Origin of the sequence: Streptomyces sp. ID05-26A, assembly GCF_033794685.1 — a bacterium.
Lineage (GTDB): Bacteria > Actinomycetota > Actinomycetes > Mycobacteriales > Pseudonocardiaceae > Lentzea.
Genome location: NZ_JARAYZ010000001.1, coordinates 1,760,253 through 1,777,596 on the forward strand (window position 1 = coordinate 1,760,253; position 17,344 = coordinate 1,777,596).

The window sequence follows — 17,344 nt, forward strand, 5'->3', positions numbered from 1 at the left end:
GCCTACAGTGGTGGGGTGACTGGTCTGACTGTCGGCTGGGATCACGACGTCGAGCTGCTGCTCGACTTCCTGAACACTCGACACGTACTGGACAGTGAAGCCTCCTGGCGCGCATGGGTGACCGAGCGCGGCCTCGGGCGGAGCAGTGAAATCGCGCAGGCGCGCGCCGCTCGTGCGGCGCTGAGGTCGTCCATCGAGGGGTCCTCAGGGCCTCAGACGGCAGCGGGCGTCGTCCACATCGAGCTCACCGACGGCGTCCCGGTGCTGTCGAGCTCGGACGCGCTCGGCGCGGTGCTCGCCGCCTCGGCCCGCCTCGCGGTGCTCGGCTCGTGGGAACGCTTCAAGATCTGTCCAGCCGATGATTGCCAACGTGCGTTCTTCGACCGTTCGCGCAACCGCTCGCGCACCTGGTGCTCGATGCAGGTCTGCGGGAACCGCGAGAAGGCCCGCACCTTCCGAAAACGAACCAGAGCTCAGAACAGCACGTTGGCCACGGTGTAGATCACCAGGCCGGCGAGCGCACCGACCACCGTTCCGTTGATCCGGATGAACTGCAGGTCCCTGCCGACCTGCAGTTCGATCTTGCGCGAGGTCTCCTCGGCGTCCCAGCGCTCGACCGTGTCCGTGATCAGCGTGGTGATCTCCGCGCGGTAGTTGCCGACGACGTACCCGGCGGCCTGCTCCAGCCAGCCGTCGACCTTGGCGCGCAGCTCCGGGTCGTCGGTGAGGTTCGTGCCGAGCGTGATCAGCCCCTGCGTGACGCGCTTGCGCAGCTCGCTGGACGGGTCCTCGGCGGCGTCGATCAGCATCTTCTTGGCCGTGCCCCAGGCGCTGCTGATCACCTTCTGCACGTCCGGGTGGTTGATCACCTGCTGCTTGACCTGCTCGGCCTTCTGCATCGTGACCGGATCGCTCTGCATGTCGGTCGCGAACTCGATCATGAACTGGTCGACGGCCAGCCGCATCGGGTGGTTGACGTCGGTCTTGACGGCCCACGCGAAGTTGACGAGCTCTGCGTAGACCTTGTCGCCGAGCAGCGCGTCCACGAACTTGGGCGACCACGTCGGCGCGCGGTCCGTGACGATCAGGCTGACCTTGTCGGAGTTGTCGCGCACCCACTCGTAGGCGCGGTCGCACATGAGGTCGACGAGCTTGTGGTGCGCGCCGTCCGTGAGCACCTGCTGGAGCAGCTTGCCGAGCGGCGGCCCCCACGGCCTCGCGGTCACCCGCTTGACGATCGCCTGCTCGAGAACGGCCTGGACCTCTTCGTCCTTGAGGACCGTGATCGCGCCCTTGATGACGTTCGAGAGCTCGTTGGTGATCCGTTCGGCGTTCTCGGGCTGCTTGATCCACGCGCCGGCCCGTTCCGCGATGCCCGCCCGGCGCAGCTTGTCCTGCACGATCTCGGGGCTCAGGAAGTTGACGCCCACGAAGTCGCCGAGCGTCTGGCCGAACATGTTCTTGCGCTCGGGGATGATCGCGGTGTGCGGGATCGGCAACCCCAGTGGCCTGCGAAAAAGCGCGGTGACGGCGAACCAGTCGGCGAGCGCGCCGACCATGCCGGCCTCCGCGGCGGCCCGCACGTAGCCGACCCAGGCACCCTCGAAGGCGTGGGTGCCGAAGAAGATCACCGTCGCGCCTATCAGGAAGCTCGTCGCGACGAGCTTCATCTTGCGCAGGTCCGTGCGCTTCTGCTGGTCAGCGGCGGTCAGTTGCTCCACAACGCCATTGTCCGTCAACTTCCGGATCCAGGTGCTGAGCTTGCCGCTTCAGCTCCACTTCCGGATCGCGTTTCCGCCCACCACTGGCTGCCGTGGACGGGGCCGCATCAACCGTTCGCGCTCAGGCGGCCGGTTCGGGCACGTCGACAGGTACCCACGCCGAGCGTGCGCGGTTGCGCACGTTGATCCCGGCGACGTGATCGGCTGGCCCAGCGAGGCCGCACTGACGACAGCGAAAGCAGTCGCGACTCAACCTGTTGTCGCGAGCTGTGAAACCACATCCCGGGCACATCTGGGAGGTGAAACGGGCGTCCACGGTGATCACCTGGACTCCAGCCCGCTTCGCCTTGTACTCGATGAACGTGCCGAGTTGCCTGAACGGCCAGGAAGAGTGGGTGGCTCGCTGGTCGCGGCGAGGCCGTACCCGATCACGAATTCCGCTCAGGTCCTCCAGAGCGATTCCGCGCCCGGTGCGTTGCGCGACAGCCACCAACTTCTTGGCGATTTCATGATTGACCTGAGTCGCATGACGGTGTTCCCGGCGGGCCCGCCGGCGCAGACGACGGACGGCTGCTCTGGTGCGCCTCGCCTGCAACTCAATGCGCTTTCGCGCGTGCCACCGCCTGTACCTCATCAATCTGCGGCCCTGAAAGTTCTCACCATCCGACGTGGTGGCCAAGTTGATGATCCCGCGGTCCACTCCGAGCCAATCGCCCGGCGCGGAGGCCTCGGGTTCCGGCACCTCACAGGTGGCGATCAGCAACCACTTGCCAGATCTCAGCACCAGGTCGGACTCCCCCTGCCGATGCGAACGAAGCAACGCGAGTTGCTCGGGGTGCCCGAGGAAGGAAAGCCCCTTCACTCGGCCCACCACAGTCCAGATCGACACAGTCATGGCGTCAAAGCGCCACGAAAGAATGCGGTCGTCGAACGGCTGCGCCGCGCACTCGCGAAACCTGATCGCTTTTCCTTCGGCCTTCACCCTGCGCGCACCGGCCAGGCTCCCGGTTCGGATCCTCGCCTTCACGCTGGCGTAGGCGTCAACAACCTTCTTCACCGTCCGCACGGCGGCTTGAGCTCCGAGCCCAGCTTCCCGCATGTCTCGGTAGACCAGCTTTTGCAGATCATTTCGAGAACTCACGCCACACTCGAATGCGATCTGCGATGCACGGTCCGCGGCGGCGTTGCACACATGCAGGGTCGCGGCCAGCGCCGCAGCCTGCGCCGCGCTGGGCAACAGGCGAACCTGCACCACGACCTTCATTCAGCAAGTATGGAACATACGTTCGATGAAACGCTCGCCGGGCCAGTCGACACGTTGATTTCTCACACTCAGAGGGGCTGCACTTCCCTCGGCACGCGATACAGGTGAAGATCCTGCCTTGTGCGGGTACCAGCGCTAGTTCCTCGGTTGCAGCCGTTCACGTCGACCATCTTCGCGGAGATGACGGCGCTGGCCGTGCGGCACGACGCCGTCAACCTCGGTCAGGGTTTCCCCGACACCGACGGTCCGCCGTCGATGCTCGCGGCGGCCCAGTCGGCGATCGGGTCGGGTGTGAACCAGTACCCGCCGGGTCCCGGCATGCCGGTGCTGCGCCGCGCCGTCGCCGCCCACCGCTCGCGGTACGGGCTCTCCTACGACCCCGACACCGAGGTCCTGGTGACGGTCGGTGCCACCGAGGCGATCGCGGCCTCGTTGCTGGCGCTGGTCGAGGCCGGTGACGAGGTGATCCTGATCGAGCCGTACTACGACTCGTACGCCGCCTCCGTCGCCATGGCGGGTGCGACGCGGGTGACCGTCGGTCTGCGCGAGGACGCGTCCGGCCGGCTGGCGCTGGACGTGGACGCCCTGCGCGCCGCGGTGACGCCTCGGACGCGGGCGATCCTGGTCAACTCGCCGCACAACCCGACCGGCACGGTGTTCCGCTTGGAGGAGCTCCAAGCGATCGCGGCCCTGTGCGTCGAGAACGACCTGCTGGCGATCACCGACGAGGTCTACGAGCATCTGGTGTTCGACGGGCTCGTCCACATCCCGCTGGCCTCGCTGCCCGGGATGGCGTCGCGGACGTTGTCGATCTCCGGCGCGGGCAAGACGTTCAACTGCACGGGCTGGAAGATCGGCTGGGTCTGCGGTCCCTCCGAACTGGTCGGCGCGGTCCGTGCGGCCAAGCAGTTCATGACCTTCGTCGGCGGTGCCCCGTTCCAGCCCGCCGTCGCCCACGCCCTGACCGCCGAACTGGACTGGGTCACGTCGCTGCGCGATTCGCTGGCGTCGAAGCGCGCGCGTCTGGCCGAGGGTCTTCGGGCAGCCGGTTTCGAGGTGCGGTCGTCCGAGGGCACGTACTTCATCTGCGCCGATGTCAGGCCTTTGGGTTACGACGACGGCCTGGCGTTGTGCCGCGACCTGCCGGCCAGGATCGGTGTCGCGGCCGTGCCCGTCCAGGTGTTCACCGACCGTCCCGAGCAGTGGAAGCACCTGATCCGCTTCGCGTTCTGCAAGCAGGACGCCGTGATCGACGAAGCCGTGGAACGCCTCCACAAGCTGTAGTTGTCCACAGGTGTGGATGAGTTTCTCCACACCTGTGGACAACCCACTTTCGGGTGAGGTGTGGAGCCTCCGCGCCGGAGTTCGACTCCAAATGGCATGGACTCGAACACAGAGGTTCTCGTGGCGTGGCGTTCCGGCCTCTCGGGCTGGGACGCCCTCGTCGACCGCTACTCGCGCCTGGTCTGGTCGGTGCCCAGATCGTTCCGCCTGAGCCAGGCCGACTCCGCCGACGTCTACCAGTGCACCTGGCTCTGCCTGGCAGAACACCTGACACGCCTCCGCGAACCCGAACGTCTCGGGGCGTGGCTGGTCCGTACCGCCACGCGCCAGTCGCTGACGGTCCTGCGCACCCGTGGCCGTGAGGTCTCGTACGACCTGTGGGAACCGGAATCCGCCCTGCCGACCCCCGACGAGGTCGCGATCACCCACGATCGGCAGCGCCGCCTGTGGTCCGCGCTGATGACCTTGAGCGAACGCTGCCAGCAACTGCTGCGGATCGCTGCCCACAGCCCCGAACTGAGTTATGCACAGGTTGCCGCCGCCCTGGGGATGAAGCTGGGGAGCGTTGGCTCCACCCGCAGCCGTTGCCTCGCTGACCTGCGACGGAAGGTGGAGGGCCTGCGATGAGGGACTCGCTGCTCGACGAGATCGCCGACCTGTTCCGCTCGGACACCCCACCACCTGCCCTGACCCCGAGCCCGACTGGCCTCGAACCCATGGAGGCCGTCCAAGAACCGGTCCGCGGCCCCTCCCACCAGCTGGTGTTCCACCTCGGCACCGGCCGCCTGCACCTGCGGGTCGACTCCGGCCGGCTGACCGGCGTGCTGGACGACAGCGGCCTCGCCGTCGAGGTCCACTCGCCGTCCTGCGTCCAGGCGCTGCAGCCGGACGCCGAGGGGTGGTTCCGCACGACCGTCAGGCCGGGCCCGGTGTGCGTGACGGTGCCCGCGCTCGGCATGACGACGGGCTGGTTCGTCGCATGAGCGCCAGCGCCGATCCTCAGGCCACCATCGCCACGACCGAGGTCCGCGGCACCCGAGACCAGCGCGCCGACGCCCTGCACGACCTGAGCGTGGCCCACGTCGAACTCGGCCACCTCGACGTCGCCGCCCGGTTCGCCCGGCGCGGACTGCGGCTCACCGGGGAGGCCCGGTTCCACCTCACGCTCGCGTGGATCGACCTGGATCGCGGGCGCCGCACGCAAAGCCTGCAGCACCTCGACCTCGCCACACCTCACCTGCGCGGCGGGGAACTGGCGCGGGCGCGGTGCCTGCGCGGGCTGCACCTCTGCTCGGCGGAGCCCCGGCTGGCGATCGCCGAACTCACGGCGGTCATCAGGGAGTTGCGCCGGTACGGCGACGAGCGGTGGCTGGCCAACGCGCTCGTCGGACGCGGGATAGCGCGCTGCTCCGCGTTGAAGCTCGCTCAGGCGGAAGCCGACTTCACTGCGGCCCAGACGCTGTTGCGGGCGTTGGGCGAACCAGGGCGGGCGGCGATGTGCCTGCACAACAGGGGTTTCGTGGCGATGCTCGCCGGCAACCTGCCACTCGCCCTGCGCAGGTACGAGGAGGCCGCGAAGACCGGCCTCGACTCGACGAGCCGGCCAGAGGCACTCGTCGACAGGGCCGAGGCACTGCTCGCCGCCGGGCTCACGGCGGAGGCGCGACGGGTGCTGGCGCCCGCGATGGTTTTGCTGGGTCGTTGCAACAGGCACGTGCCGGAGCTGGCCGTGCTGAGTGCGCGGTGTGCGTTGCGGGACGGGGATCCCGGGCCCGCGAGGAGACTGGGTGGCTCGGACGTCGAGTTCATGCTGGCCGCCGGGAAGCTCGACGCCGTTGCGGCGCACAGGTTTCGCGGGCCGGTGCAGACGCGGGCACTCGGATGGCTCGCGCAGGCCCGGCGGTCGGATCGCCGAGGTGCGCTGGCCGCGTGCCGGGCCGGGCTCAGGCTGCTGGACGAACACCACGGCGACTGGCCCCGGCGCGAGCTGACCGGGCACGCGCTCGGGATCGCCAGGACCGCTCGCGAGGTGCTGCACTGGTCCGAGCACCATCGGGCCTCGGTTCCGTTGCCTCCCAACGAACCTGGCCTCACCCAGGCCCTGAGCGAGCTGCGGCGGGCGAAGGCGTTCGGACTGCCGCTGGAGGCCAGGGAACGGGACGTCCGGAGGCTGACCCTGGCGTCCGCCGCTCGCACGAGAGCGACCACGACGACACCGGACCTGCCGCTGGTCAGCTTCATCGTCCACGAAGGACAGACGAAGGCGGTCACGGTGATCAACGGCCGCGCCCGGCTGCGCGTGGTTCCCGACCCCGCCGAACTCGTCCGCACGGCCACACTCGCGCTGCAGGCGGGCCGTCCCGTCACCTCCGACCTGCTGCCGGACGCGGAGGAGGTCGTCGTCATCCCGGACGGTGTGCTCGACCAGATGCCGTGGGCCGCGCTCGGTCGCCGGGTCCACGTCATCCCGTCGCTACGGCATTGGAGGCCCTCCCATCACCCCGGCCACCGAGTGTGGGTCACCGGCCCCGGACTGCCCACCGACGAAGTGCCCGCGCTCCAGCGGGAACACGGCGGCATGATCGTCAAGTCCACTGTGGAGTCGACCCTCAGGGCACTGGAGGGCGCCGGGGTCGTGCACATCGCGGCGCACGGGCACGTCAACCCGGACAACCCTCTGTTCTCCCACGTCGACCTGGCGGACGGCCCGCTCTACGGCTACGACATCGCCAGGATCGAGAACCCGCCCGACGTCGTCGTCCTGTCGGCCTGCGAATCGGGCCTCGCCCGCGCGTTCCTGGACGCCGGCACCAGAGCCGTCATCGCCACCACCCTCCGCGTGCCGGATGCGCTGGTCAGCGAGGCGATGACCGAAGTCCACCGCAGGATCGCCCACCCGGCGGAGGCGGCGAGAGCGGTCGCCCACCTGGGCTTCAGCTGCTACGGCACCGGCACGAGGGTCGCGGCGTGAAGAGCGGCGGCGAAGGACGTGCCGGTGCACAGCTGCTGCGCGGTCCCGACCGTGGCCGGCACGTCGACGCCGGGCGCGACCACGTCGACCCAAGGTCCGTGGCCCGAGAACGGAGCCGCCGTACCCACCGCCGTCACCGCGGGCAGCGCGGCGGGCCACCACGGGCGTGCGGAACCGCCGTTGCCCGCCGCGGCCACCACGTTGCGACCGCACGAGGCCAGCACCGGCGGGCACTCGTCGTCGAACGAGTAGGTGCCGGACGCCACCAGCACCATCGGCAGGTCACGGGTGGCGCGCAGAGCGGCGGCCAGGGTCAGGTCGTCGCCGAAACCCGAAGCGCCCAGGACGGGGAACGGACGCACAGAGGCGCCGTGGTGGCGGAGGACACCGGCGACCAACGAGCCGTGCGGGGCGTCGAGAGGGGTGTCGAGCAACGCCACCGTGCCCTCGCCCAGCAACTCCGGGATGCGCTCGCCGATCACCGGGCGGGAGGTGCCGATCATGATGGGGCAGGCGAAGTGGACGTGGTTCGGCGTCGCGCCCACGTCCACGGCGATGTCGACGACGCGCGTTCGTTCGGAGGCCTTCAGGTGCATGCGGATGACACCCGCAACGATCTCCTCGTGCGAGTAGACGCCTCGCAAACGCTTGCGCACAGTGGGTGCGTCCGCTGGCAGCACCACCAGTTCCCCCGAACGGAGCAAGCACTCGTTTGACCCCGCCTGATCATGCACGACCACGGGGCCCAGCTCGCGGGAGACGTGATCGACCAGCTCAGAGAGGCTGTTGACCTGCTTCGGCGCGTCCACATCGGACACCATCCCCCGCCGCGACACGGTCCACAGGGGACTGAGGCGCAAAGTCACTCGATCCGATGACGACACTGACGGTGTTCATGCCTGATCAGGGCAACACGGACAGCCGCACGAGACCGCCCTTCCGGGTGTTTCGCGCCGAGTTGGTTCGCAAAGTCACTCACCGGTGCTAGACATAGCTCTACGTCGACCTCCGACGGCGCTGTGCGTTGAGGGTGACCCGAAACGGTGGACGGGTGGTGATCCTGTGGCAGGTGGTGGAGTTGGCGCACTGCTGCTGCGGACCGCTGCGCTCGGCGGGCTCACCGCCGCCGCCTGGCTGCTGAGCGGCACGACCGCTTCCGCCAGTCCCGAGGAACCGCCGGCCGTCGAGATCACCGCCGAGCCACAGGCCGAGGCCCCGAAGCTGTTCGAGGACCCCGCCGGGTGGGCCGAGGCCTTCACGGCGTCGATCGTCGAGAAGCACCAGCCGGCCGAGCTCATCCGGCCGCCGGTCGTGACGGAGCCCGAAGAAGAGCCCGAGGAGCCCGACGAGGGCCCGATCCTCGACTTCACCGGTGGCTCGAACAGCAACACGCGTTCCGGCACCGTCACGAACCAGGCGCCGCCCGAGGTCGTCCAGGCCAAGGCCAAGGTACGGGCGGCCAAGATCGCGGCGAAGATCGCCGCCGAACTCCCGCCGCCTCCTCCGCCACCCGCACCCGTGCTGGTGGCCAAGAAGGCCGTGCAGCTCCTGCCCGATCTTCCGGTGCCCGCTCCCGTGAAGACCGAACCCGCGCCGGCGAGCGACTACAACTGGTCCACCCCCGGCCCGGACGCGCCGCTGCCCGCACCGCAGCAGGCCCCCGTGGTCGCGACGGCCTCCGTGTCGTCCGGCCACACCGACAACTCCGGCGGCACGCGCGGCGTGCTCGCTGTTCTGACGTCGCACAACTCGCTCTTCCCGCCCACCACGTGGTCGGTCGAGGAGCGTCGCGACGGCACTGCTCCCGGCAGCATTCCGGGCCTGCCCGCCACGTCACCCGACTGAGTCCGACAGGACCAGTCTGCCCTCTGCGCGATTTGTGACCGTCTAGTTCCGTCGCGCCAGTAACTCATCCTCTTATTTCCCGTTGTACGCAAGGAACCCCAGTCTTCCTGACCTGCCAACCGCGCCCTGGCAGGTCGGGTCTGGTCCGAGTGCCGCGCTGCCCCCGCAGTCTCGGACCACACGGGAAACCTGCGGACGGGGGACGCCAATCCCTGGGTCGTCCCCCGCCGCAGGCCTCTCGTTGGCAAGTTCGTCGGCCCGGTCTCCACCGCTGTGGGAGACCGGGCCGACGTGTTTCACGCGACCGGCACGGACAGGTCGGCGTCCGCCGCAAACCCTGTTCCTGCAACGGATGCAGCCACCACACCCAAACGGGCGATAGCTTCGCGCAGCACTTCGGGTGACTGCGTGTACGGCACTCGGAGCATCTGCTCGCACCCGCCGTGCACCGCGAAGCGGGGACCTGGGACGAGCCGCAGACCGTGGTTCTGCGCCACCACCGCGATGCGCGTGCTCACCGGCCCGTCGAGCGCACACCAGATCCCGAGCCCGCCGGCCGGCACGTCGAACTTCCACTGTGGACAATGTTCCCGCAACTCCGCGACCGCCACGTCCCGTTGCGCCAGGGCCTCCTCACGCCGTTGCCGCAGAACGCTTTCCGGCGACTCCAGCAACGCGGCCAGCACGAGTTGCTCGAACACCGGCGTGCCCAGGTCGATCGCCGCCCGCGTCGACAGCAGCCGGTGCACGATGTCCGCGGACGCCCTGATCCACCCGATCCGGAGTCCACCCCAGTGCGACTTGCTCGCGGATCCCAGCGTCACCACGGAATCCCCGCCGAACGCGGCCATCGGCAACGGTTCCGGCGAACCGTCCAGCGCGAGCTCCACCAAAGTCTCGTCGACGACCAACGGAGTGCGCGCTTTCCGCAGCACGGCGGAGAGCGACTCCCGCGCCTCGGACGACATCCGCAGCCCGGTCGGGTTCTGGAAGTCCGGGATCAGGTAGGCCAGCCGGGGTCCCGCCTGCCGCAGCGCGGCCTCGAACCCGTCGAGGTCCCAGCCGTCCGCCAGCATCGGCACGGGCACCGGGATGCCGAACGACGCCCGCACCGCCTCCAGCGCGTTGGGGTAGCTCGGCTGTTCCACCAGCACCCGGTCGCCGGGCCCGACGAAGAGCCGCAGCACCAACGCCCACGCGTGCTGCGCCCCGGACGTCACCACGATCTGGTCGGGTGAGGTCGGCAGTCCCCGAGCCGCGTACCGGTCGGCGATCCGCTGCCGCAGCACCGGGAGCCCCCGTTCGTCGTACCCGTGCGACGCGAGGTGTTCCGGCATCTGGCCCATCGCCACCTCCATGGCGAGCCGCACGGACGGCAAGGCGGGCGGGGCGGCGCGGGACAGGTCGATCAACGTGTCGTCGCCCCCGGTGATCCCGCCCCCGCCACCGACGGGTCCGTTGATCCACGACCCGGCACCGCGGCGCGACTCCACGACCCCGTCGGCCCGCAGCTGGTCGAGTGCCGCGGTGATGGTGGTGCGGCTCACGGGCAGCGCCTCGGTGAGCTCCCGTTCCGACGGCAGCCGGGTCCCGACGGGCAGCCGTCCGTCCGCGACCAGCAGTTTCATGGCCGCGACGAGATCAACGGCGCACTGCCGGGGCCCGCCACGACGCCACTCGCCGAGCAGCCTCGCGAGCCGGACACCGGACATACGTCCACCTGGTGGGAGCATGAGGCCAATTATGCCAAATTGGCTATGGATTACCAGGCCAATCAAGGCGCAACATGGCCACATGGCCTCCATGACCGCACTCCACCAGGTCTCCGTCCGGATCTCACCCGCCCGTCGCCTCCCGCAGCTCGCCGCAGGGCTGTGGCTCTACGGCGCGAGCATGGCGATGCAGATCCGCGCGACTCTCGGCCTGAACCCGTGGGACGTGCTGCACGAGGGCCTCACGAAACTCACCGGCCTGAGCTTCGGCCTGATCACCGCCATCACCGGCGTGCTGGTGCTGCTGCTGTGGATCCCACTGAGGCAGAAACCCGGCATCGGCACGATCGCGAACGTCGTGGTCATCGCCGTCAGCGTCGACGTGACGCTCTCACTCCTGCCCGCGCCGGAGGGACTGCTGCCCAGGATCGTGTTCCTGACGCTGGGCATCGTGCTCAACGCGGTGGCGTTCGCCGCGTACGTCGGCTCCCGCCTCGGACCGGGCCCGCGCGACGGCCTGGTCACCGGATTCTGCCGCCGCACGGGGATCTCCCTGCGGCTCACGCGGACCGTGCTCGAACTGCTCGTGCTCGGCACCGGCTGGCTGCTCGGCGGCACGGTCGGCATCGGCACGGTCCTCTACGCGCTCGGCATCGGACCGCTCGCGCAGCTGTTCCTGCCCGCGCTCACCTGGCGCGAGCGCTCGCGGCCCGCTTGCGAATCTCCGCGTACGTGACCTCTCGCTCCGTCAGCACCTCGGCCACGATTCCCTTGCCCTGCAACAGAGCCAGCAGGATGTGTTCCACACCGAGGTAGTTGTGGCCGAGGTCGCGCGACTCGCGCAGCGAGTTCTCCAGCGCCTTCTTGAAGTCCGGCTCCAGCGGCATCCCGAACCACCGCCGGCGCGGCCCCGGTCGCAGCACCCCGGTACCGAGCGACTGCTCCGCCGACTCGATCACCGCGTCGACGTCGATCCCCAAGCCCCGCAACGCTTCCGCGTCGGCCTTGGTCAGGCCGCCCTTGCGCCGGTAGTCCCGGAACGCCGCTTCCAGCTCGTCGCGCGGCAGGTCGAACCCGGCCAGCACCGGCGCGCCGAGCACCGCCAGCAGCAGGTGCTCCACACCGACTTCGGCGGCATGAAGCTCTTCCGCCTCCCGCACCGCGGCCTTGACCGCCTCACGGGCTTCCTTCGTGAACCGCTCCGCGATCATCATCGCCCCCCGTGCTTCTTGTGGACCGCCTGGCGGGACACCCCGAGTTCCGCCGCGATGTCCTGCCACGACCAACCCTGGGCCCGCGCACTGCGGACCTGGGCCGCCTCCAGATGTTCAAGCAGTCGCCGCAACGCGCTGACGGCCCGCAACCCGACCTTCGGGTCACGATCCCCAGCCGCTGTGGCGAGATCCGTCGCTTCCGTCATGATGTCAACGTACGTTGACAATTCCCATCCGTCAACCAATGTTGACACGTACGGTGGCAGCGTGAAGATCGAGACCGCTGAGCAGGGGGCTCCGGGCCGGGTCACCGAGGATCGGATCAGGGTCCTGCCGAACGCCGTCGTGGTGCTCGACGGCGTGACGTCGCGAACCAGGCCCCCGGACCGCAACGGTGGTTGGTACGCCTCGAAACTCGCCGACGCGCTCGCCGAGCTGATCAACGACACCGACCCGTTGACGGACGTCCTCACCCGAGCCATCACGAACCTCGTCGAGGAGCACGACCTGGTCCCCGGCGACTCGCCCGCCGCGACGGCGTCGATCGTGCGCTGGAACGAGGAGACCGTCGACGCGCTCGTCCTGTGCGACACCCCGGTGGTCGCGTTCGGACAGTCCACCCGAGTCCTAGAGGACACCCGGCTCGAAGACCTCCGGCCCGACCCGGACATTCTCAGGTGGAAGAACAAGCCCGGCGGCTATTGGGTCGCGGAAGCCGATGCCGCGGCCGGACTCGAGGCCCTGACGACGACCTGGCGTCGCGAAGAGACCGAGAGTGTGATCGCTCTCACGGACGGCGTCTCCTGCGGAGTCTCCGACTACGAACTCTTCGCGTGGGAAGACCTGAGGCAATTGCCTTTGGGCGAAGTGCTCGACCGAATCCGCGAAGCAGAACGCGGTGATTCGGAGCACACGCGTTGGCCGCGGTACAAAACACACGACGATCAGGCGATCGCACGAATCAGCTTCAGCACATGACGAAAAAAGCCCCGCAGAAACTCTGCGGGGCTTCTTTCGAAGGAGGTATGGCCAGGGGCGGGGTCGAACCGCCGACCTACCGCTTTTCAGGCGGTCGCTCGTACCAACTGAGCTACCTGGCCATGAGAGAAAAAGCGACCCAGACGGGACTCGAACCCGCGACCTTCGCCGTGACAGGGCGACGCGCTAACCAACTGCGCCACTGGGCCTTGCTCTTGCTTGTCGTACTGTACTGCATGCAACGTACTGCATGTTACTGCGTGCCCCCAACGGGATTCGAACCCGTGCGACCGCCTTGAAAGGGCGGGATCCTAGGCCGCTAGATGATGGGGACTAGCTGGTCTCTGGAAGCATCGTAAGCATATGCCATGGGTCCGCGCACCTCCAAAACGGGGGTCCCACTTATGCGCTGACCTGCCCAAACCCCCTCCAGGCCCGGATCGGCCAGATCAACAAACGCCTGTTCAGGGCTGTTCGGGCCCGTCACGCGGGTTCAGACGCAGTTTGTGATCCAGACAACTCCCACCGGGGAGACGTCACGCAGGGCAGCACGTGGCCCAGAACTTCGCGGATCCGCGAGGGGAAGTCCGCGCACTCCGTCGTCGCGGAGGAGATCAACCGCGAACCGAGAGCCGCGCTGCACAACGTCCGCGCGACGGCCTCCGGGTCCACGCCGGGCAGCAGATCCCCGCGTTCAGCCGCCTCGATCACGTACGTGGCGACGAGCTTCTCCCACATGACGTGCGTGCTCGGGACGCCCGGATACCCGACCTCACGATCGGCGTTGAGCCGCACACCGGCGCGCAGCACCACGTCGGCGGCCATCCGGTCGGCCGACTCGGCGAACATGCCGTGCAGGGCGCTGAGCGGGTCGACGCCGCGCAGCCGCCACGACTCCCTCATCCGCGCCCAGAACTCGCTCTGCCGCTCGATGAGGGCGTCCGCGACCGCTTCCTTGGAGGCGAAGTGGAAGTAGAACGCGCCCTTGGTCAGTCCGGCGCGCGCGAGCACGGCGGTCAGCGACGTCCGCTCGTAGCCGAGCCGGTCGAACTCCTGCGCCGCGGCGTGGAGCATCGCCTCGCGTGTCGCGTGCGCCCGGTCCTGCTGGGGCATGGGTGAAGGTTAGCCGTTGCCGCTAAAGAGACCCGTGGGTATGTTTCGAGATGCGGCCCTGTTCTGCAGACGCGCTCCGGGGGGTGCGCGCCTGGAGTCAGGGCCGCCTTCGCGTACGCAAGACCTTCACCGTTGCGCCGGTGGCATCCCGCCGTCCTCGCCGGGTGACAGCCCCAGCATGTCCAGCAGCATCCGGCAGTCCTCGGTGCCCAGGGCGCCTCGCGCGACCGCGAGCCTGGCCCGGTGGACCTGTTGGTCGGAGAGCCGCGAGGGCTCCCCGCTGCGCTGGGCCGGCACGTTCGGCCCGCCCTGTCGCGACACGCCGTCGTCCTGTGTGAACAGGAACTTCCGAACTTCCAGTGACCCGCTCATGAGCACCCTCCCCGACTTGAGGTTGGCGCGAGGCTAAGCGACCTGGGACAACGGCCGCAGCCCCCCGCAGAGTGATTCCATCGACACCCAGCGTTACTTTCCGTACAGGTGCGGGGTGTGTCCGGTGGGGAACTGGCCAGTGGATGATGAGCAGATGACTGACCCCACGCCGGAGCCTTCCCCCGATGCAGAGGGCCAAAACGCGTCCGAGATACCGACTTCCGCCGAGCAGGAGGCGATCTTCCAGGCGCTCAGCGGCATCAACCTGAACACGATCGACGCCGACATCGAGTCGGCGTTCGGTTCGCGGATGGCCGAGCTCGACAAGATGCTCGAGGGCCTCGACGAGCTGGTCAACAAGATCGAGGGCGACCTCCAGAACCTGGACCAGCCCAAACCCGAGAGTCCTCAGTAGATCCCTTACCCCAGGGGGGTATAGACTCGGAGCTCCGAAGAGAGAAAGGGCTCCGATGTCCGTCAGCGCCACCTACACCGTCACCGGCATGACCTGCGGCCACTGCGTCAGCTCCGTCACCGAGGAGCTCACCGAGGTGTCCGGTGTCACCGGTGTCGACGTCGTCCTGGAGACCGGCGCGGTCACCGTGACGAGCGACCGCGAACTCGACCGCGCCGAGGTCGTCGCCGCCGTGACCGAGGCCGGGTACCAGGTCGCATGACCACCACCGAGCCTCGTCACGTCGAGCTCAGCATCAGCGGCATGACGTGCGCTTCCTGTGCGAACCGCATCGAACGCAAGCTGAACAGGCTCGACGGCGTCTCCGCCACCGTGAACTACGCGACCGAGAAGGCCAGCGTTCAGTTCCCGGACAACCTGCACGTGGACGACCTGGTGTCGACCGTGCGCGCGGCGGGGTACGACGCCGAGGAGCCCCAGCCCGAGGCTCCCGAGCACGACGAGGCCGGTGAGCTGCGGCTGAGGGTCACCCTCGCCGCGATGCTCGGCGTGCCGGTGATCGCGTTCTCGATGGTCCCGGCGTGGCAGTTCCCCACCTGGCAGTGGGTGTCGCTGGCGCTGGCCAGCGTGGTCGTGTGGGTGTGCGGCTGGCCGTTCCACCGAGCGGCCGTCGTCAACGCGCGGCACGGCGCCAGCACGATGGACACCCTCGTGTCGATGGGCGTCACGGTCTCGTACCTCTGGTCGCTCTACGCGCTGGTGTTCGGCGAGGCCGGCATGATCGGCATGCGGCACGAGTTCAGCCTGCTGCCGCGCCCCACCACCTCCGGTGACATCTACCTGGAGGTCGCGGTCGGCGTGACCGTGTTCCTGCTGCTCGGACGCTGGCTGGAGGCCCGTTCGAAGCGCAGCGCGGGTGCGGCCCTGCGGTCGCTGCTCGCGCTCGGTGCCAAGGACGTGGCGGTGCTGCGCGACGGTGCGGAGACCCGCGTCCCGATCGGTCAGCTCCGGGTCGGCGAACGGTTCGTGGTCCGTCCGGGTGAGCGCATCGCCACTGATGGCGTAGTGACCGACGGCAGTTCGGCTGTGGACCGCTCGATGGTGACCGGAGAATCGGTGCCGGTCGAGGTCGGCGAGGGCGATGCGGTCGTCGGCGGCACCGTCAACGCGGGCGGCAGGCTGATCGTCGAGGCCTCGTCCGTCGGCGCCGACACCCAGCTCGCGCGGATGGCGCGGCTGGTCGAGCAGGCCCAGGCCGGCAAGGCCGAGGTGCAGCGGCTCGCGGACCGGGTGTCGTCGATGTTCGTCCCGGTCGTCGTGCTGATCGCGCTGGCGTCGTTCGGCGCGTGGCTGCTGGCCGGACGTCCGCTGGAGTTCGCCGTGACGACCGCGGTGGCCGTGCTCGTGATCGCGTGCCCGTGCGCGCTGGGCCTCGCGACGCCGACGGCGTTGCTCGTGGGCACCGGCCGCGGCGCCCAGCTCGGCATCCTGGTGAAGGGTCCCGAGGTGCTCGAGTCGACCCGCCGGGTCGACACCGTCGTGCTGGACAAGACCGGCACCGTGACGACCGGGCGGCTCACGCTGGTCGACGTGATCCCCGCCGACGGCGAGTCGCGGGCCGAGGTGCTGCGGTTCGCCGCGGCCGTGGAGAACGCGTCCGAACACCCGATCGGCGCCGCGATCGTCCGCTCCGTCGACGACGTGCCGGCCGTGTCGGACTTCGTTTCCACGGACGGCGTGGGTGTCAGCGGAACGGTCGAGGGCCGGCGCGTCGTCGTCGGCCGGGTGCGCAACGTTTCGCTGCCACCGCAGTTGACCGAGGCCGCAGTTGCCCACACAACTCGGACAGTCGTCGCGGTTTCCTTTGATGACAAGGTTGTCGGCCTCGTCGTCGTGTCGGACGTCGTGAAACCCACGTCCGCACAAGCGATTCGGGAACTGAAGCAGCTCGGATTGCGCCCAGTGCTGCTGACCGGCGACAACGCCTCCGTGGCGGCAGAGGTCGCGGCCGAGGTGGGCATCGACGAGGTCATCGCCGACGTCCTGCCGTCCGGCAAAGTCGAAGCGGTCCGGAATCTCCAGGCACAGGGCCGAGTCGTGGCCATGGTCGGCGACGGCGTGAACGACGCGCCGGCCCTCGCGGCCGCGGATCTGGGGCTGGCCATGGGAACCGGCACCGACGTCGCGATCGAGGCGAGCGACCTGACCCTGGTGCGCGGCGACCTGCGTGTCGCGGCGGACGCGATTCGGTTGTCCCGCAAGACTTTGAGCACCATCAAGGGGAACCTGTTCTGGGCGTTCGCCTACAACGTCGCTGGACTCCCGCTCGCGGCGCTGGGACTGCTGAACCCCATGATCGCGGGGGCCGCGATGGCCTTCAGCAGCGTGTTCGTTGTTACCAACAGCTTGCGACTACGGGGTTTCCGGTCATCGGCAGCTTGAGAATCTCGGTGCG

19 protein-coding genes and 3 tRNA genes are annotated in these 17,344 nt (G+C 68.9%); 11 read left to right on the top strand and 11 right to left on the bottom strand.

Going from position 1 to position 17,344, the window contains the following annotated elements; all coding sequences use genetic code 11:
- The first annotated feature begins 15 nt into the window (after positions 1-15).
- Entirely contained in the window at positions 16-501 is a 486-nt protein-coding gene (locus tag PV646_RS08635; protein WP_500340908.1) for a CGNR zinc finger domain-containing protein, read from the top strand.
- Here the strand turns inward: PV646_RS08635 and PV646_RS08640 are convergent.
- Both PV646_RS08640 and PV646_RS08645 read right to left on the bottom strand, forming a co-directional pair.
- Entirely contained in the window at positions 474-1,721 is a 1,248-nt protein-coding gene (locus PV646_RS08640) for a DUF445 domain-containing protein (RefSeq protein WP_500340909.1), read from the bottom strand. The genes PV646_RS08635 and PV646_RS08640 overlap by 28 nt on opposite strands.
- A 121-nt stretch (positions 1,722-1,842) precedes the next feature.
- Entirely contained in the window at positions 1,843-2,985 is a 1,143-nt protein-coding gene (locus PV646_RS08645; protein WP_500340910.1) for an RNA-guided endonuclease InsQ/TnpB family protein, read from the bottom strand.
- Positions 2,986-3,105: 120 nt separating this feature from the next.
- Here PV646_RS08645 and PV646_RS08650 point away from each other — a divergent pair, with 120 nt between their 5' ends.
- The 4 genes from PV646_RS08650 to PV646_RS08665 all read left to right on the top strand — a co-directional run bounded on the left by PV646_RS08650 (position 3,106) and on the right by PV646_RS08665 (position 7,240).
- Positions 3,106-4,269: a pyridoxal phosphate-dependent aminotransferase gene (locus tag PV646_RS08650; protein WP_500340911.1), complete on the top strand. Its 1,164-nt coding sequence runs from the start codon at positions 3,106-3,108 to the stop codon at positions 4,267-4,269.
- 96 nt (positions 4,270-4,365) lie between these two features.
- Complete coding sequence (locus PV646_RS08655) at positions 4,366-4,896, top strand: RNA polymerase sigma factor (protein ID WP_500340912.1); 531 nt, start codon at positions 4,366-4,368, stop codon at positions 4,894-4,896.
- Positions 4,893-5,252 (top strand): hypothetical protein, encoded by a 360-nt coding sequence (locus tag PV646_RS08660; protein ID WP_500340913.1) that lies wholly within the window; start codon positions 4,893-4,895, stop codon positions 5,250-5,252. Before PV646_RS08655 ends, PV646_RS08660 begins: the two co-directional genes overlap by 4 nt.
- Positions 5,249-7,240 carry a CHAT domain-containing protein gene (locus PV646_RS08665; RefSeq protein WP_500340914.1) on the top strand — a complete coding sequence of 664 codons (1,992 nt, stop codon included), beginning with the start codon at positions 5,249-5,251 and terminating at the stop codon, positions 7,238-7,240. The genes PV646_RS08660 and PV646_RS08665 overlap by 4 nt, the downstream gene beginning before the upstream one ends.
- Here the strand turns inward: PV646_RS08665 and PV646_RS08670 are convergent.
- On the bottom strand, positions 7,210-8,076 hold the full coding sequence (locus PV646_RS08670; protein ID WP_500340915.1) for a S8 family serine peptidase: 867 nt from the start codon (positions 8,074-8,076) through the stop codon (positions 7,210-7,212). The two genes, PV646_RS08665 and PV646_RS08670, sit on opposite strands and share 31 nt — an antisense overlap.
- Positions 8,077-8,302: 226 nt before the next feature.
- On the opposite strand from PV646_RS08670, the gene PV646_RS08675 reads away from it, so the two are divergent.
- The gene (locus tag PV646_RS08675; RefSeq protein ID WP_500340916.1) at positions 8,303-9,085 is read left to right on the top strand and encodes a hypothetical protein; all 783 of its coding nucleotides are present in this window, start codon (positions 8,303-8,305) and stop codon (positions 9,083-9,085) included.
- Between the two features lie 296 nt (positions 9,086-9,381).
- Here the strand turns inward: PV646_RS08675 and yczR are convergent, their stop codons facing one another.
- Complete coding sequence (gene yczR, locus PV646_RS08680) at positions 9,382-10,797, bottom strand: MocR-like transcription factor YczR (protein ID WP_500340917.1); 1,416 nt, start codon at positions 10,795-10,797, stop codon at positions 9,382-9,384.
- 82 nt (positions 10,798-10,879) lie between these two features.
- Between yczR and yczE the strand changes: the two genes are divergently transcribed.
- The gene (gene yczE / locus PV646_RS08685) at positions 10,880-11,533 is read left to right on the top strand and encodes a membrane protein YczE (RefSeq protein WP_500340918.1); all 654 of its coding nucleotides are present in this window, start codon (positions 10,880-10,882) and stop codon (positions 11,531-11,533) included.
- On the opposite strand, the gene PV646_RS08690 is transcribed toward yczE, so the two are convergent.
- Both PV646_RS08690 and PV646_RS08695 read right to left on the bottom strand, forming a co-directional pair.
- Positions 11,484-12,011: a Clp protease N-terminal domain-containing protein gene (locus PV646_RS08690; RefSeq protein WP_500340919.1), complete on the bottom strand. Its 528-nt coding sequence runs from the start codon at positions 12,009-12,011 to the stop codon at positions 11,484-11,486. The two genes, yczE and PV646_RS08690, sit on opposite strands and share 50 nt — an antisense overlap.
- Positions 12,008-12,217, bottom strand: coding sequence for a helix-turn-helix domain-containing protein (locus PV646_RS08695; RefSeq protein ID WP_030473166.1), 210 nt, complete (start codon positions 12,215-12,217; stop codon positions 12,008-12,010). The genes PV646_RS08690 and PV646_RS08695 overlap by 4 nt, the downstream gene beginning before the upstream one ends.
- 61 nt (positions 12,218-12,278) lie before the next feature.
- On the opposite strand from PV646_RS08695, the gene PV646_RS08700 reads away from it, so the two are divergent.
- Positions 12,279-12,989: a hypothetical protein gene (locus PV646_RS08700; protein ID WP_500340920.1), complete on the top strand. Its 711-nt coding sequence runs from the start codon at positions 12,279-12,281 to the stop codon at positions 12,987-12,989.
- 48 nt (positions 12,990-13,037) lie between these two features.
- Here PV646_RS08700 and PV646_RS08705 read toward each other — a convergent pair.
- From PV646_RS08705 to PV646_RS08725, 5 genes are all read right to left on the bottom strand, one after another.
- Positions 13,038-13,111 (bottom strand) — tRNA-Phe (locus PV646_RS08705).
- Between the two features lie 13 nt (positions 13,112-13,124).
- Positions 13,125-13,198 (bottom strand) — tRNA-Asp (locus PV646_RS08710).
- 52 nt (positions 13,199-13,250) lie between these two features.
- A tRNA-Glu gene (locus PV646_RS08715) sits at positions 13,251-13,323 on the bottom strand.
- Between the two features lie 149 nt (positions 13,324-13,472).
- On the bottom strand, positions 13,473-14,102 hold the full coding sequence (locus tag PV646_RS08720; RefSeq protein WP_500340921.1) for a ScbR family autoregulator-binding transcription factor: 630 nt from the start codon (positions 14,100-14,102) through the stop codon (positions 13,473-13,475).
- 126 nt (positions 14,103-14,228) lie between these two features.
- Positions 14,229-14,474, bottom strand: coding sequence for a hypothetical protein (locus tag PV646_RS08725; RefSeq protein ID WP_500340922.1), 246 nt, complete (start codon positions 14,472-14,474; stop codon positions 14,229-14,231).
- A 154-nt stretch (positions 14,475-14,628) separates the two neighbouring features.
- Between PV646_RS08725 and PV646_RS08730 the strand changes: the two genes are divergently transcribed.
- From PV646_RS08730 to PV646_RS08740, 3 genes are read left to right on the top strand one after another with little or no spacing between them, the layout of a single operon-like run.
- The gene (locus PV646_RS08730) at positions 14,629-14,889 is read left to right on the top strand and encodes a hypothetical protein (protein WP_500340923.1); all 261 of its coding nucleotides are present in this window, start codon (positions 14,629-14,631) and stop codon (positions 14,887-14,889) included.
- Positions 14,890-14,944: 55 nt separating this feature from the next.
- Positions 14,945-15,151 (top strand): heavy-metal-associated domain-containing protein, encoded by a 207-nt coding sequence (locus tag PV646_RS08735; protein WP_030477906.1) that lies wholly within the window; start codon positions 14,945-14,947, stop codon positions 15,149-15,151.
- Positions 15,148-17,331 carry a heavy metal translocating P-type ATPase gene (locus PV646_RS08740; RefSeq protein ID WP_500340924.1) on the top strand — a complete coding sequence of 728 codons (2,184 nt, stop codon included), beginning with the start codon at positions 15,148-15,150 and terminating at the stop codon, positions 17,329-17,331. The genes PV646_RS08735 and PV646_RS08740 overlap by 4 nt, the downstream gene beginning before the upstream one ends.
- The last annotated feature ends 13 nt before the right edge of the window (positions 17,332-17,344 follow it).

Bases quoted from the DNA above. Each gene is read 5' to 3' on its own strand.
- PV646_RS08725 (WP_500340922.1), bottom strand. From the start codon at position 14,474: ATGAGCGGGTCACTGGAAGTTCGGAAGTTCCTGTTCACACAGGACGAC.
- yczE (WP_500340918.1), top strand. From the start codon at position 10,880: ATGGCCTCCATGACCGCACTCCACCAGGTCTCCGTCCGGATCTCACCC.
- PV646_RS08660 (WP_500340913.1), top strand. From the start codon at position 4,893: ATGAGGGACTCGCTGCTCGACGAGATCGCCGACCTGTTCCGCTCGGAC.
- PV646_RS08665 (WP_500340914.1), top strand. From the start codon at position 5,249: ATGAGCGCCAGCGCCGATCCTCAGGCCACCATCGCCACGACCGAGGTC.
- PV646_RS08645 (WP_500340910.1), bottom strand. From the start codon at position 2,985: ATGAAGGTCGTGGTGCAGGTTCGCCTGTTGCCCAGCGCGGCGCAGGCT.
- PV646_RS08735 (WP_030477906.1), top strand. From the start codon at position 14,945: ATGTCCGTCAGCGCCACCTACACCGTCACCGGCATGACCTGCGGCCAC.
- PV646_RS08690 (WP_500340919.1), bottom strand. From the start codon at position 12,011: ATGATGATCGCGGAGCGGTTCACGAAGGAAGCCCGTGAGGCGGTCAAG.
- PV646_RS08730 (WP_500340923.1), top strand. From the start codon at position 14,629: ATGACTGACCCCACGCCGGAGCCTTCCCCCGATGCAGAGGGCCAAAAC.
- PV646_RS08655 (WP_500340912.1), top strand. From the start codon at position 4,366: ATGGACTCGAACACAGAGGTTCTCGTGGCGTGGCGTTCCGGCCTCTCG.
- PV646_RS08695 (WP_030473166.1), bottom strand. From the start codon at position 12,217: ATGACGGAAGCGACGGATCTCGCCACAGCGGCTGGGGATCGTGACCCG.
- PV646_RS08740 (WP_500340924.1), top strand. From the start codon at position 15,148: ATGACCACCACCGAGCCTCGTCACGTCGAGCTCAGCATCAGCGGCATG.
- PV646_RS08720 (WP_500340921.1), bottom strand. From the start codon at position 14,102: ATGCCCCAGCAGGACCGGGCGCACGCGACACGCGAGGCGATGCTCCAC.
- yczR (WP_500340917.1), bottom strand. From the start codon at position 10,797: ATGTCCGGTGTCCGGCTCGCGAGGCTGCTCGGCGAGTGGCGTCGTGGC.